This window comes from Nocardia vermiculata NBRC 100427, assembly GCF_001613265.1.
GTDB lineage: Bacteria > Actinomycetota > Actinomycetes > Mycobacteriales > Mycobacteriaceae > Nocardia > Nocardia vermiculata.
This window is the reverse complement of sequence record NZ_BDCA01000013.1, coordinates 131,113-145,166: the sequence shown is the minus strand read 5'-3', so window position 1 is coordinate 145,166 and position 14,054 is coordinate 131,113. Positions and strand designations below refer to the sequence as shown.

At 67.9% G+C, this 14,054-nt stretch carries 13 protein-coding genes; 7 read left to right on the top strand and 6 right to left on the bottom strand.

The features are described 5' to 3' along the window. The first annotated feature begins 43 nt into the window (after positions 1-43). Genes NV2_RS15320 through NV2_RS15305 form a run of 4 tightly spaced genes read left to right on the top strand, consistent with a single transcriptional unit; the run spans position 44 to position 4,231 of the window. Entirely contained in the window at positions 44-1,345 is a 1,302-nt protein-coding gene (locus NV2_RS15320) for an acyl-CoA dehydrogenase family protein (RefSeq protein ID WP_067873817.1), read from the top strand. 26 nt (positions 1,346-1,371) lie between these two features. Then, complete coding sequence (locus NV2_RS15315; protein WP_067874031.1) at positions 1,372-2,361, top strand: phosphotransferase family protein; 990 nt, start codon at positions 1,372-1,374, stop codon at positions 2,359-2,361. Then, positions 2,358-3,170: an enoyl-CoA hydratase-related protein gene (locus NV2_RS15310; protein ID WP_067873814.1), complete on the top strand. Its 813-nt coding sequence runs from the start codon at positions 2,358-2,360 to the stop codon at positions 3,168-3,170. The genes NV2_RS15315 and NV2_RS15310 overlap by 4 nt, the downstream gene beginning before the upstream one ends. Positions 3,171-3,202: 32 nt before the next feature. Next, the gene (locus NV2_RS15305) at positions 3,203-4,231 is read left to right on the top strand and encodes an NADPH:quinone oxidoreductase family protein (protein ID WP_067874027.1); all 1,029 of its coding nucleotides are present in this window, start codon (positions 3,203-3,205) and stop codon (positions 4,229-4,231) included. A gap of 114 nt (positions 4,232-4,345) precedes the next feature. Here NV2_RS15305 and NV2_RS15300 read toward each other — a convergent pair whose 3' ends face one another. Beyond that, a complete protein-coding gene (locus tag NV2_RS15300; protein WP_218018986.1) occupies positions 4,346-5,935 on the bottom strand; it encodes an FAD-dependent monooxygenase in 1,590 nt (529 codons plus the stop codon). A gap of 50 nt (positions 5,936-5,985) precedes the next feature. On the opposite strand from NV2_RS15300, the gene NV2_RS15295 reads away from it, so the two are divergent. Continuing rightward, a complete protein-coding gene (locus NV2_RS15295; RefSeq protein WP_067873809.1) occupies positions 5,986-6,525 on the top strand; it encodes a PadR family transcriptional regulator in 540 nt (179 codons plus the stop codon). A 396-nt stretch (positions 6,526-6,921) separates the two neighbouring features. On the opposite strand, the gene NV2_RS15290 is transcribed toward NV2_RS15295, so the two are convergent. From NV2_RS15290 to NV2_RS15270, 5 genes are all read right to left on the bottom strand, one after another. Then, positions 6,922-7,410: a hypothetical protein gene (locus NV2_RS15290; RefSeq protein WP_307613564.1), complete on the bottom strand. Its 489-nt coding sequence runs from the start codon at positions 7,408-7,410 to the stop codon at positions 6,922-6,924. Between the two features lie 14 nt (positions 7,411-7,424). Further along, the gene (locus tag NV2_RS15285) at positions 7,425-8,048 is read right to left on the bottom strand and encodes a TetR/AcrR family transcriptional regulator (RefSeq protein WP_067873803.1); all 624 of its coding nucleotides are present in this window, start codon (positions 8,046-8,048) and stop codon (positions 7,425-7,427) included. A 142-nt stretch (positions 8,049-8,190) separates the two neighbouring features. Then, complete coding sequence (locus NV2_RS15280; RefSeq protein WP_067873801.1) at positions 8,191-8,976, bottom strand: enoyl-CoA hydratase-related protein; 786 nt, start codon at positions 8,974-8,976, stop codon at positions 8,191-8,193. After that, positions 8,976-10,247 (bottom strand): acetyl-CoA hydrolase/transferase family protein, encoded by a 1,272-nt coding sequence (locus NV2_RS15275; RefSeq protein ID WP_067873797.1) that lies wholly within the window; start codon positions 10,245-10,247, stop codon positions 8,976-8,978. Before NV2_RS15275 ends, NV2_RS15280 begins: the two co-directional genes overlap by 1 nt. Then, positions 10,244-11,401 (bottom strand): CaiB/BaiF CoA transferase family protein, encoded by a 1,158-nt coding sequence (locus NV2_RS15270; RefSeq protein WP_067874024.1) that lies wholly within the window; start codon positions 11,399-11,401, stop codon positions 10,244-10,246. The genes NV2_RS15275 and NV2_RS15270 overlap by 4 nt, the downstream gene beginning before the upstream one ends. Positions 11,402-11,611: 210 nt before the next feature. On the opposite strand from NV2_RS15270, the gene NV2_RS15265 reads away from it, so the two are divergent. Continuing rightward, complete coding sequence (locus NV2_RS15265) at positions 11,612-13,198, top strand: class I adenylate-forming enzyme family protein (protein ID WP_218018984.1); 1,587 nt, start codon at positions 11,612-11,614, stop codon at positions 13,196-13,198. Between the two features lie 32 nt (positions 13,199-13,230). Then, positions 13,231-14,028 carry an SDR family NAD(P)-dependent oxidoreductase gene (locus NV2_RS15260; protein WP_067874021.1) on the top strand — a complete coding sequence of 266 codons (798 nt, stop codon included), beginning with the start codon at positions 13,231-13,233 and terminating at the stop codon, positions 14,026-14,028. Positions 14,029-14,054 lie beyond the last annotated feature (26 nt).

Here is a 14,054-nt window from a genome sequence, read left to right as displayed (position 1 = left end):
TTCATCACAAGAATCATATTTCCATCGACTGGGAGGAGGCGCAATGGCCTGGGATTTCGAAACCGATCCGCAGTTCCAGCAGAAGCTGGACTGGGCCGACGCGTTCGTCCGTGACGAGGTCGAACCGCTCGACCTGATCTGGCCGCACCAGCAGTTCGTGCCACCGGATGCCACCCGCCGCAAGGTCGTGGACCCGCTCAAACACCAGGTGCGCGAGCAAGGGTTGTGGGCCACCCATCTGGGTCCCGACCTCGGAGGGCAGGGCTACGGTCAGCTGAAACTGGCGCTGCTCAACGAGATTCTGGGCCGCTCCTCGTGGGCACCGGTGATCTTCGGCTGTCAGGCGCCCGACACCGGCAATGCCGAGATCATCGCCCACTACGGCACCGAGGACCAGAAACGGCGCTACCTGCGCCCCCTGCTCGAGGGCGAATTGTTCTCCAGCTATTCGATGACCGAACCCCAGGCCGGCGCCGACCCGCGCCAGTTCACCACCTCGGCCGTGCGCGACGGGGACGATTGGATCGTCAACGGCCGCAAGTTCTTCTCCTCCAACGCCGCCACCGCCTCGTTCCTCATCGTCATGGTCGTCACCGACCCCGAGGTCAGCGCATACCAGGGCATGTCGATGTTCCTGATCCCGACCGACACCCCCGGTGTGCGGATCGAACGCAATGTCGGACTGTACGGGGAACCGCTCGACGGCGGGTCGCACGCGCTGATCCATTACGACAATGTGCGCGTACCGAATTCGGCACTACTGGGCGGCGCCGGGCAGGCATTCGCGATCGCGCAGACCCGCCTCGGTGGCGGACGCATCCATCATGCGATGCGGACCATCGGCCTGGCGCGCAGTGCACTGGACATGATGTGCGAGCGGGCGCTGAGTCGCGAGACCGCCGGCAGCCGCCTGTCGGACAAACAGTTCGTGCAGGGCTATATCGCCGACTCCTACGCCCAGCTGCAGCAGTTCCGGTTGTTCGTGCTCTACACCGCGTGGGAGATCGACAAGTACAACGACTATCGCAAGGTGCGCAAGGACATCGCGGCGGTCAAGGTCGTGATGCCGACCGTCCTGCACGACGTCGCCTGGCGCGCCATGCAGGTCCACGGCGCCCTCGGGGTCACCAACGAGATGCCGTTCTTCACCATGATCCACGGCGCGGGCGTGCTGGGCCTGGCCGACGGCCCCACCGAAGTACACAAGGGCACAGTCGCCAAGCAGGTGTTGCGCGACTACCAGCCCACCGACGATCTGTGGCCCACCGAATGGATCCCGCGCAAACTCGAGGCCGCGCGGGCGAAATTCGCCGACTACCTCGAACACGAAGTAGGTAACCTGTGATCGACACCGCCCGCCTCACCGCCTGGATGGATGCCCGCGAGCTGCCCGGCCGCGGCGCACCGGCCGAGGCCACCTTCCTGTCCGGCGGGACCCAGAACGAGATCTACCTGATCACCCGCGGCGAATACCGCTGTGTGCTGCGGATTCCACCTGCCGGGGCACCACCCGACCGCGACGCCGGAATCGAACGAGAGTGGCGGATCACCGCCGCACTCGACGGCACCGACGTCCCGCACACACCCGCCGTCGCGGTCTGCACCGACCATTCGGTGCTGGGACGCACTTTCTACCTGATGGGTTATATCGACGGCTGGTCACCGATGGACAGCAAACGCTGGCCGGCACCGTTCGACACCGACCTCACCGCCCGCGCCGGACTGGCCTATCAGCTCGCCGAGGGGATCGCGCTGCTGTCCCGAGTCGACTGGCGCGCCAGAGGCTTACAGGACCTGGGCCGCCCCGACGGCTTCCACGAACGTCAGGTCCAGCGCTGGACCGAATTCTTCGCCCGGCACCGCGGCCGCGATCTGGACGGTATGGACACCGCGACCACCTGGCTGCGTACCCACCGCCCGCTGGACTACATCCCCGGCATCATGCACGGCGACTACCAGTTCGCGAACGTGATGTACGAGCACGGCGCACCGGCGCGACTGGCGGCCCTGGTCGATTGGGAGATGGGTACGGTCGGCGATCCGAAACTGGATCTGGCGTGGATGGTGCAGAGCTGGCCCGAGGACACCTCGGCTCCCGAAGCCGCCGGCGCGAGCTATGTGGACCTGCGCGGGATGCCGGCACGCACCCGACTGCTCGAACACTATGCCGAGGTGTCCGGCCGACAGGTCGAGGATCTCGACTACTACCTGGTCCTGGCCAAATGGAAACTGGCGATCGTGCTGGAACGCGGATTCCAGCGCGCCGGCGACGACATCAAATTGCAGTCCTTCGGCCCGATCGTGCCGAGGCTGATGCGCGAGGCAGCCGACCTCGCCGCGAGCACGGAGTACAACCGATGAGCACCACCGCATCCGAGAGCGCCCCCGAATCCCCCGCCCTCATCGTCGAACGACGCGATGCGGTGCTGCTGATCCGGATCAACCGCCCCGCAGCCCGGAACGCCCTCAACAGTGCCGTGATCTACGGCATCGGCGAGGCACTGATCGCCGCCGAAGCCGATCCGCAAGTGCGGGCAATCGTGCTCACCGGCACCGGTGACAAGGCGTTCTCCGCCGGGATGGATCTGCGCGAATTCGCCGGCGGCTCGGCACCCTCGCAGGGGTCGCCGCAGCAGCGCACGGCCCTCGACGCGTTCAACCGGTTCACCGCCGGAAACACCAGCGTCCCGATCATCGGTGCCGCCAATGCCACCGCGGTCGGCGGCGGGCTCGAACTCCTGCTGGCCTGCGACATGATCGTCACCTCCGGCGCCGCGAAATTCGCCTTCCCCGAGGTGAAGCGAGGCATGTTCGCCGCCGGCGGCGGAACCGGTGTCGCGACCCGGATTCCACTGGGAATCGCCCTGGAGTTGCTGCTCACCGGGGAGCCCATCGACGCCGATCGCGCCTACCGGATCGGACTGGTCAATGCGGTGACCGAGCCGGAGCGGGTGCTCGACACCGCGCTCGCACTGGCCGCATCGGTGGCGGCGAACGCGCCACTGGGCCTGGCGGCATCCAAGGAACTGGCTCGCCTCGCCGTCACCGACGGCCCGGCCGCGGGCGACCGCCGCAAGCATTGGCAGGAAGTGGTTTTCGCCAGTGCGGATGCCGCCGAAGGGGCGCAGGCGTTCATCGAGCGACGTAACCCCGAATGGCAGGGACACTGACCATGGCGCGGGGACCGGAGGTTCCGCATTCGATGCGTGTGGCGGTGTGCCCGGAGTACGGAGCACCCGAGGTGGTCCGAGTCGAAGAGCGGGCCGTCCCGGAACCGGGGCCCGGCGAAGTTCGGGTGCGGGTGCATGCCGCTGCGGTCAACTACCCGGATGTGCTGCTGGTCGCGAATCGCTACCAGATCAGTGTGCCCACGCCTTTTGTGCCGGGCAGCGAATTCGCGGGCGTCGTCGCGGTGGGCGGCGGCAACAATCTCACTACCGGTCCTCGTAGCAACCTCACGGTCGGGCCCGCAAGCACCGATGCCGGCGGGACCGATAGTGGCAGCGTCGTGGTCGGCGACCGCGTGTGCGGCACCGGCTTACACGGCGCGTTCGCCGAACAGATCGTGGTGGCCGCGGACAAACTCACCCGCATCCCCGACCGCGTGGAATTCGCCGATGCCGCGGCGTTCGGCGTCACCTACCGCACGGCGTACCACTGCATTCGATCCGTCGCCCGGGTCGGCGCGGGCGCGGAGCTGATCGTGCTCGGCGCCGGCGGCGGCGTCGGATCGGCGGCGGTCGCACTGGGGACGCACCTCGGCTTGTCGGTCACCGCGGTGGCATCCTCACCGGACAAACTCGAGGTCGCCCGGACGCTGGGCGCGCGGCATCTGATCGACCATCGCGGCGGGGATCTGCGCGCCGCACTACGGCGCGCGCTTCCCGAGGGCGCTGATGCCGTGCTCGATCCGGTCGGTGGTGCGCTCAGCGAGCCCGCCTTACGCACGCTGCGCCGCGGCGGCCGATTCGTCACCATCGGCTACGCCTCCGGCACCGTGCCCGCCATCCCACTGAACCTGGTGCTCGTCAAAGGAATTCACGTACTCGGATTCCAGTTTCAGGACCTGGATCCCGCGGAGTTCCGGCGCAACGAGGCCGAACTGGCCGACCTCCTGGCCACCGGCCTACGCCCACACATCGGCGCCCGATTCTCACTCGAGGACTCCCCTGCCGCACTGCGACTCGTCGCCGACGGGCTCGCCGTCGGCAAGGTAGTCGTGGACCTGTGAACCGGTCCATGCTGCGCGCATATCGTTACGGAGCGCGAAAATCTACCTCCCCGGCGAAGAGCCATGACTCGAGGACTTCGGCCGAGGAAGCCATCCTACGCAGCACGGCGTCGGCTATAGGCGTGTCACTGGTGGTCGGATGTGAATCTGGTCGAAGTAGTTCTTCACTGTGTGCGGGTTCGGGTTGTGGTCGACGAGCCCGATGTATCCGTCGGGGCGGATCACGACGAGCGTGCCGTTGCGAGCGCCGTAACTTCGGCGAATCGCTCCGCTGGTATCGACATGAACAGAGCTGTCCGCGTGCGGCTTTCCCGCGACCGATGCGATGGCGTACGCGTGGACAAGGTCCGGCGCGGGCGGGGTATGTTGCCGATCAGTGAAGGTCAAGGCTGTGAAGTGCGGCCCGCGGAATAGGTCGAACAGGCGGACATCACCGGCAAGCAACCCGTCGGGTGCCGGGTCTCCGGCGCGCACGATGCTCCGCCTGGCACCGCGTTGCATGCTGAGCGGGCCGGCGCGGTAGGTAGGGTAGTCGGCGCGGTCGCGGTGCTGGGCACGGGTGAGCACGGGTTTGATGAACAACCGCAGAACCGGTCGCAGCAGCCGTGGGGGTGTGGCGACCGTGGTGAAACGCTGGTCACTGTCGGCGAGGACGGTCCGCGCGATCGGCAACCGTTCGGCCTCATAGCTGTCCAGGAGTGCGTCGTCGGCGCCGCGCAGGGTGAGGGCGAGTTTCCAGCCCAGGTTGTAGGCGTCCTGGATGCCGGTGTTCATCCCGTAGGCACCGAACGGGCTGTGCACGTGGGCGGCGTCACCGGCCAGGAATACGCGTCCGTCACGGTAGCGGTCGACCATGCGCAGGTTGTAGCGCCACACCGACAGCCACGACGGCTCACCCAAGCTTATGTCCGTCCTGCCGGTGCGTTGTATGACCAACTGTCGCAGGGCTTCCGATGTGGCCTCGAGTTCCGGCGCGCGTCCATCGGCGGGCAGGGAAGCCACCACCTGGCAGGTATCCGGGTTCGGGGTCGGCCGGATGACCAGCATTCCGTCGGCGGCCATCCATAGATGGACAGCATCCGGGTGCGACAACCCATCGACGCGAACATCGGCCAACAGAGCCCGCGCATCGTCATTGGTGGTTCCCTCGAACGGCAGCCCCAAATGGCGGCGGACACCGCTGCGCCCACCGTCGGCGCCCACCAGGTAGTCCGACCGGATGGTTTCGGTGCCGCCATCGCCTTGGAGCTGTGCCGTTACCCCGTCGCCGGTGTCGGTGAAGGCGACCAGGCGGGATCCGAATTCCACTTTTCCGCCCAGCTCGGCGAGACGGTCACGCAGGATCGCCTCGGTGCGCCATTGCGGCAGTGACAAGACGTTGGGATGCGGCCGCTGCGGCGTCGGGACGGCGGCCGGCACCCTCAGCTCGAACAGTAACGGTGCGCCCAGGTGGAAACGGATCGGCGTGTGGTCCAGAGATTCTCGGGCCACGCGCTCGGCGACACCGAGGTCGTCGAGCACATCGAGGGTGCGCGGTTTCAGCGCGAACCCCCGCGAACCCGATGGCGGCACGGACTGTTGCTCGACGATCCGGCAGTCGATGCCCCATCGGGCCAGTTCACACGCCAGCGTCAATCCGGTCGGTCCGGCTCCCACGATCAGCACTTGCGTGCGGTCCATATTGCGTCCTGTCCGGGTCACCATTTTGACACCTACGAATGTACCTGTCCGACTGTACATGTCATTATGGGGGCATGTCATTGCGGCACGCCCTGCTCGGGCTCCTGGAAGACGGACCGGCCAGCGGCTACGAGCTCACCCGACGGTTCGAACTCTCCCTGCAGAAATACGCCTGGACCGCCCAACAAAGCCACATCTACCCAGAACTGAACAAACTCGCCGTCGAAGAACTGATCACCGTCGTCGACGAGGGAGCACGCGGCCGCCGCACCTATGCGATTACCCCGGCCGGACGCGATGAGCTACGCGCATGGCTCATCTCCCCGATAAAACCGCGAGCCGTCCGCGACGAACTGATGTTGCGCATGTGCCTGCTGTCGGCGCTGGAAATCCCCGACGCACGAGCGCTGGTGCAGCAGTACGCTGAACAAGCACAGCGGGAACTGGCCGCGCTTCAGTCGATCACCGAAGCGGCCGATACCCAGGCGCACCCCCGCGGCCGCTTACGGTTCGGACGGCTCGCCGCCGATCTGGGTGTCCGCCAGTACACAGCAGTGCTGGAATGGGCCGAATGGGCACGCCGACAGCTCAACGAAGCCGAACCGCGAAGCTGACCCCGAGCCGTTCGAGGTGCCTGTGGCATGTCCGTGTGCCGCAGGCTGAGGTCCGTGCCAGGGGTCCGGCCACCGAGATCTGGCGTCGGCCGACGGTGAGCGCCGGCAATCCAGCTCGTGCCCGACCAACCGTGCCAGACCAACCTGAGATCCTGCTCGACAATCTCTTTCCCTGACACCGGCCGCAGGTCGGTAACCGCAATCCGATCGGCAGGCAGCCACGTGAACTCGAGGTGCGTCTCCTGGCCGACAGGGTCACCGACAACTTCGGTCTTTGGACGACACGGCACCGAGATTCACCGCTCAGAACGCTTGGTCAGCGCAGTCGGCGTGGATCAACCACGAGGCAAAGCGCCGACTCAACTCGCCGCCGGGGCACCCGTCCGCCCCAAACTTCTACCCGGCGACCGGCACCAGATCCACGGGCGGCGCCCAGACCGGGGCGCCGCTGCGGAAGGTCTCGAGTGGCGCCACCGTACCCACCGGCATCCCGGCCGCCGACAGTGCTTGTTTCTTGAAAGCCCGTGCCGCGACACTCAATCGGTGTTGCACGGTATCCACCCGGCGGTCCAGTTCGCTGGGACAGAAATCGCCGAGCACCGTCACCTCGGACTGACCCTGATCGAGAGTTTCGAGTACACCGCAGCGGATCCGGTCGTCGGTGTCGAACAGTTCACCGGCGAGCGCCACCGACTGCGGGTGCAGGGCGTGAGTGGCCGCCGACAGCGAGTCCTCGAGGTCCAGGACGGTGGCGCCGAGAATTTCCACGGCGCGGGCATGGGTGGGGTCGGCGACGATGACGATCACCTCCCAGCCGGACATGCCGCGGTCGAACAGCCAGCCGCCGGCGCAGCGGACCACTTCGGGAACGGTGGGGGCGACCACACCCAGGCGGTATCTCAACGGACGCCGCTGGGCGTCAGCTCGCGTTCGAGCGACCGAGCGTACTCCTGGAACACCTTGGTCAGTGGAATCGAGGGATCGAGCAGCCATGACGTTTCCATTCCATTGAGAAAAGCGACAATCTCCACAGCCTTGACGGCAGGGTCGATATCGGCGCGGTAGCGCCCGCAGCGCTGGCCGCGCCGGATGCTGTCGGCTACCTGGCCCGTCGCCGCGTGGTAGCGGTCGAACACGCGGTCGTGCAGCGGTGCGTCCGGTTCCAGGTTCTCGATCAGCAGGACCGCGTACGTTCCGATCAGATCGGGGGCGCGCCGGTACCGATCTGCCACCGCGGCAATCTGTTCGGTGAGATCACCGTCGCGGTCGGCGTGCATTTCGTCGTCGGTGTCGCGCGCTTCCAGCACCGCGTGCAACAACTGATCCTTCGATTCGAAGTGGTGCAGCAACCCGGCCGGGGTGACCCCGGCCTCGCGGGCGATCTGCGCGAGTGTGGTCGACCGCCACCCGTTGCGGGCGAGCATGCGCTGCGCCACGGCGAGAATGCGAAGTTTGCGCTCCTCCCCCTTGGCGAGCAGCGTGTCATAGGCCCGAACGTTGGCTGGCCGTCGTTGACCGGACACCGGTCTCCTTTGATCGAAGCAACCTACTGAACACACAGTAGGTCGTTTACCCATGCTGTGACAAGGGTCTCAGTTGTGCCGACTTTTGCCCCAGATCACATTTCGACCGATGCATCCATAACGCCCGGGAATCCCGCATTGTTCAGCGCCCCTTCCACACCGGCGGGCGGCGCGCGGCGAACGCTGCCGGGCCCTCCTGTGCGTCCTCGCTGCGGTAGCACCACTCGCTCGCGGCCCGCGCCGCCTGCAGCGCCGCCGACCGCCCCATCTCCGTGGCGAGCATAACCGTCTCCCGGGCCGCACGGACCGAAAGCGGTGCACCGCCGAGTATTTCGCGGGCCAGGTCCAGCGCACAATCGAGCAGGCGTTCGGGTTCGCTGACCCGGTTGACCAGACCGATCTCGTAGGCACGCCGGGCATCGATCGGGGCGCCGGTGAGCAGCAACTCCATCATGATGCGCTGCGGAATCATATGGATCAGCGGCGCCGCCCATGGTGAACTGCGGCCGACCTTCACCTCCGAGATCGCGAAGCGGGCGGTCGTGGCCGCCACGCACAGATCGCAGGCCTGCGCGATCATCCACCCACCGGCGTAGGCGGCGCCGTTCACCGCGGCGATGGTCGGTTTGGTCAACTCGATCGTGTCGTAGGGCAGGGCGTACATCTCGCGCGGCGGCACTCCCATCCCGGTAGCGACCATCTCCTTCAGATCGCCGCCCGCACAGAACGCCTTGTCCCCTGCCCCGGTCAGGATCGCTATCCGCAGTGTGTCATCGTGTTCGAACCGATCCCACGCCCACGCCAGGCCCGCCCGCACATCCGCGTCGAGGCAGTTGCGGGTGTCCGGGCGATTCAGCGTGATGATCGCGATGCCGTCGTCGCGAGCGTCGAACAGCACCGCGTCGGTGCCGGCGGGACGGTCGGTCATCAGAACCCTCGTTTCATGATCTCGGCCGCGGCCTGTTCCAGGTCCGCCCGGAAGTCGGGGTGGGCGATCGCGGTCAGGCGGCGGGCCCGCTCGCCCAGGGTGCATCCGGACAGTTCAGCCGCGCCGAATTCGGTGACGACGATGTCGACTTCGCTGCGCGCGGTGGTGACCGGGCCCGCGAGCGCCGCACTGATCCGGCTCACCGAACCGCCTTTGGCGGTGGCGGGCAATCCGATGATGGCGTGCCCGCCGCGCGAGCGGGTACCGCCGCGCACGAAGTCGACCTGCCCGCCGGTGCCGCCCAGATACGAGGAGCCGTGCTGTTCGGCGTTGACCTGCCCGGTGAGATCGACCTGGACCGCGGAATTGATCGTCACCAGATCGTCGAGTTGGGCCAGTACCGCCGGATCGTGGGTGTAGGTGGCGGGGAACATCCGCAGCGCGGGATTGTCGTCGGCGAAGTCGTAGAGCCGGCGGCTGCCGATGAGCGCTCCGGTCACCGAGATACCGGTGTCGATCTTCTTGCGCGCGTTGGTCACCGCGCCCGCCTCGACGAGATCGACCAGACCGTCGCCGACCATGCCCGAATGCACACCGAGGTCCTTGCGGTCGCCCAGCATGCGCAACAGCGCCTCGGGTACGGCGCCGACACCGACCTGCAGGACCGCGCCATCGCCGATGTAGGCCGCCGCGTGTGCGGCGATCGCCTCGTCCACCGGGCCGATGCGCGCCGGTGCGACCGTCACCGGGGGCCGCGACACCTCCACCGCGTAATCGATCTGCTCGTGCGCGATCGTCGCACCGCGGGTGCGGGGCACCTGATCGTTGATCTCGGCCACCACCACCCGCGCCGCGCACACTGCCTCCAAAACGTGATCGCTGATCAGCCCGAGGCTGTGCGCACCGTCGCGGTCGGCCGGCGCCACCTGCACGAATGCGCAATCGCAGCGCAGCGCACCGGATTCGATCATCGGGCCGACCCGGCCGACGTGGCAGCTGATCACCTCGAGGGCGTGGGCGGCGGCCAGTGAGCGCAGCGTGCCGATCGCGCCCATACTGCGCACCCGCACCCCCGCGGCGGCGTCCGGAGTGAAGGCGCCGGAGAAGCTGGTGGCGATGAACGCGGTCAGATCGCCGATATCTGCGGCCTGTTCCAGTAATGCTTCCACCAGCGTGGGCGGTTCACCGCAGGCCTGGCCGATCACCACCTGATCGCCGGGGCGCAGGAATTCACTCAGGTCCAGGCTCGCCGGATCACGGACGACGCTCATGCGTTCGCACCGCCCGCTTCACCGGCGCGCGCCAGGCGCGGCTCCGGCGTCAGGACCTCCCCGGTGTGTGCACCCAGGCGCGGCGCGGGCCCCGCCACCCGGCCGGGTGTGCGGGAGAACCAGGCCGGCGGGCCCGGGAAACGGACCGGGCCGTTGGGGGTGTCCACGGTTTCGAAGAACCCGACGGCGGCGAGATGTTCGTTGTCGAACAGCGCGGACAACGAGTTCACCGGTGCCGCGGGGATATCGAGTGAGCCGAGCAGCTCGAGCCACTGTGCGGTGGTGCGTTCCAGGAATGTCTCGGCGAGCAGCGCATAGACCTCGTCGATGCGGGCGGCCCGCTGGGCGAGGGTCGCGAATTCGTCGGTCGCCCAGGCGGGCCGCACCGCCCCGACGAAGGCGTTCCACTGTTTGTCGTTGTACACCAGCGCGGCGAGATGACCGTCCGCGGTGCGATAGGGCTTGCGGTCGGGGGTGAGTGCGCGCGGATATCCGGGCGGAGCGAGCGGCGGATCGAACAAGGTGCCGCCCGCGTGCTCGACCAGCATGAACGCCGCCATGGTTTCGAACATCGCCACCTCCACCTCCTGCCCCTCGCCGGTGCGCTCGCGGTGGAACAGCGCCATCATGGTGGCGTAGAGCGCGGTCAGCCCCGCCACCTTGTCGGCCATGATGGTGCCGACGTAGCCGGTGGTTCCGGTGAGTTGTTGCTGCACATACGGCAAGCCGCATTCGGCCTGCACCGTGTCGTCGTAGGCGGTGCGGTCGGCGTCGGGGCCGCGGCGGCCGTAGCCGTAGCAGTTGGTGTAGACGATCGAGGAGTTGATCGCGGCCACCGATTCGTAGTCGAACCCCAGGGCCGCGATGGCACGGCCGCGCATGGAGTGAATGAACACGTCCGCGGTACCGATCAGCTCACGCAACGCCGCGGTCCCCTGCTCGGAGCGCAGGTCCAGTACCACGCTGCGCTTGCCGCGGTTGACGTTGACGAAGACCCCACCCATCCCGGGCTCCGGGCCGACGGAGATGTAGCGGGTGTTGTCCCCGGCGGGCGGTTCGACTTTGATCACCTCCGCACCCATATCGGCCATGATCTGAGTGCAGTACGGCCCCATGACCATTGCGGTGAGGTCGACGACTCGCACACCGGACAGGGGGCCCGCGGCGGTGTTGGACGGCTGCATATCCGTGCCTCCTCATTCGACACTTCCGCACCGGCGGCGGCTGAATGCATGGTGGGCGCCGCGGCGGGCGCGCACCAGCGATCGACCCCCTCCTGCCGCGCGATCGGGCGAACAAGACTCGGGGGCAACGACTTCAGGCTATCTGATGAATCTTTACAAGGATAGTGATATCAAGGTTCGGTGGGCACTGTAAACAGCCGCGGGCCGGCTCCCGCCACGATCGCCACGATTCTGGAACCGGCCCTGGCCGCACGTCCCGGCGCACCGGCGGTCATCGCCGCCGCGGGCACCTGGTCCTATACCGAACTCGACGCGCAGGCCGACCGCGCCGCGGGCGCACTGTGGGCGCTCGGGGTACGGCCGGGCGACCGCGTCGCCGCCTGCCTGCCCAACGATCTGCCCATCGTGGCCGCCTTCCACGGGGCGCAGCGCATCGGCGCCGTCTGGGCCGGCATCGGCGAGGCGTCCGGCGCGGGCGAACAGCAGACATTGTGCGATCTGATCGAACCCACGGTCGTGCTGGCAGGCCCCCGGTTCGACGCGTCGACACCGACCGCGATCGATCCGCAGCACTGGGCGCGCCTGCTCGCCGACGCCGACGCCGCACCACGGGTCGACACCGACCCCGAGGCTCCCGCCGGTATCGGATTCACCAGCGGCACCTCCGGACATCCCAAGGCGGTGGTGCATTCGCAGCGCGGCATGCTGCTACCGGGCGCGGTCACTGTCGCAACCCGCGGCTGGGGTCCGGATCTGCGTCGCGGTGACAGCTTCGCGATGACGATCCTCAACATGATGGTGCTGTCCACGCTCACCACCGCGCAGGCGGGCGGTTGTGCCGTTGTCATGGACCGCCGCGACGCCGACGGCGTCGCGAAATGGATTGCCGCGCATCGGGTCACGGTGTGGAACGGGGCACCGGCACAGATCTACGATCTGGCGCGCAGCAGCGCCGATCTCGGTTCGTTGCGGGAGGTGTGGAGCGGCGGCAGCGATACCCCCGATACGCTGCGGACGGCCTTCGCCGACGCACACGGCGTGGTGCCGCGCGCCACCTACGGCCTGTCCGAGGCACCCACCGTGATCTCGATCGATCCGCCCGGATCACAGTGGTGGCCGGGCACCAGCGGCCGAGTGCTGCCGCAGTTCGATGTCGCCGCCTACGACGACGCCGGTCACCGGCTGCCCGCTGGAGAACCCGGCGAACTGCGGGTGGGTCCGGCCGAGTCCGGTGCCTGGGCAGGCCGGTGGTCACCGATGCTCGGTTACTGGTCCGACGGTGGAGTGCGCGCGCCCGATCCGGGCCCGCTGCCCACCGGGGATATCGGCACCGTGGACGACGCAGGTCGGTTGCGCGTGATCGACCGCAAGAAGCTGGTGATCATCCGCGGCGGCGCGAACGTGTATCCCCTGGAAGTGGAGCGGGTGATCGCCCGCCATCCCGACGTGGCCGCGGTCGGGGTGTGTGCGATACCCGACGACCGGCTCGGGCAGCGGGTCGTGGCAGTCGTCGAAAGTACCGGCGCGACGCTGGATTTCGCTGTATTGACCGAGTTGTGCCGGACGGAGCTCGCCGGCTACAAGGTGCCCGAGTCCTGGACCCAGGTCGATTCGCTACCGACGAACGCGATGGGCAAACTACAACGGACCGGCCTTACCGACCTGATCACCAACCGGCACAGCCGTGCGCAACCCCCCGTACCTGCACCCGACTCCGCCCAAGAAGAGGATCCGAGCCGGTCCCGCGACGAAAAGGATCTCGCGTGAGTGAACACCGATCCGCCGATCACCGGACCGACCTGCGCGCCGATGCGTCGTCTGCCGCGGCGGATCCAGCCCGGGGCGCCGAACTGTTCGATCTGCAGGGCCGCGTCGCGCTCGTGACGGGTGCCTCGTCCGGGCTCGGCGCCGCGGTCGCGCGGACACTGGCCGCACTGGGAGCACAGGTCGCCCTGGTGGCACGTCGCGCCGACCGGCTCAGCGAATTGGCCGGCGAGATCGACGGATTCGCCGTCGCGGGCGACCTGTCCGACCTCGACCGGATCAGCATGGTAGTGGACGCGGCAGCCACCGAGCTGGGGCCGCCGGAGATCCTGATCAACGCCGCGGGCTCGATGTTCACCGAGGAACGTGCCGAATCGGAACCGCTGGCGGCGATCCGCTCCACACTGGAACTGAACCTCGCCGCGCCACTACTGCTGTCGCAAGCGGTGTTCGACCACATGCGGGAGGTGGGCCGCGGCAGCATCGTCAACATTTCCTCGATCAGCGGCCGGGTCGGCATACCGGGGATCCCGCAGGCGTCCTACGCGGCAAGTAAAGCCGGATTGTCCGGCTTGACCGCGGAGTTGGCCGTCCAGTGGGCCCGGCACTCGATCCGCGTGAACACCGTCGCACCCGGCTTCTTCCGCAGCGAGATCACCGCGCCGCTGTACGAGAACGAACGCCCCCGCGAATACCTGCGCCGCAACACGCCCCTCCCCCGCCACGGCACACCCGAGGACGTGATCGGTGCGGTCGCCTGGCTGGCCGGCGACGCCGCGGCCTACGTCACCGGGCAGACCATCGTGGTGGACGGCGGCTGGACCGCCCGCTGACGCGCCCGTCCGAAGCGTACCTCCCC

Excerpts from the sequence above, each read along its gene's own strand:
- NV2_RS15280 (WP_067873801.1), bottom strand. The coding sequence starts at position 8,976 with ATGACCGACCGTCCCGCCGGCACCGACGCGGTGCTGTTCGACGCTCGC.
- NV2_RS15320 (WP_067873817.1), top strand. The coding sequence starts at position 44 with ATGGCCTGGGATTTCGAAACCGATCCGCAGTTCCAGCAGAAGCTGGAC.
- NV2_RS15275 (WP_067873797.1), bottom strand. The coding sequence starts at position 10,247 with ATGAGCGTCGTCCGTGATCCGGCGAGCCTGGACCTGAGTGAATTCCTG.
- NV2_RS15300 (WP_218018986.1), bottom strand. The coding sequence starts at position 5,935 with ATGGTGACCCGGACAGGACGCAATATGGACCGCACGCAAGTGCTGATC.
- NV2_RS15305 (WP_067874027.1), top strand. The coding sequence starts at position 3,203 with ATGCGTGTGGCGGTGTGCCCGGAGTACGGAGCACCCGAGGTGGTCCGA.
- NV2_RS15310 (WP_067873814.1), top strand. The coding sequence starts at position 2,358 with ATGAGCACCACCGCATCCGAGAGCGCCCCCGAATCCCCCGCCCTCATC.
- NV2_RS15315 (WP_067874031.1), top strand. The coding sequence starts at position 1,372 with ATGGATGCCCGCGAGCTGCCCGGCCGCGGCGCACCGGCCGAGGCCACC.
- NV2_RS15295 (WP_067873809.1), top strand. The coding sequence starts at position 5,986 with ATGTCATTGCGGCACGCCCTGCTCGGGCTCCTGGAAGACGGACCGGCC.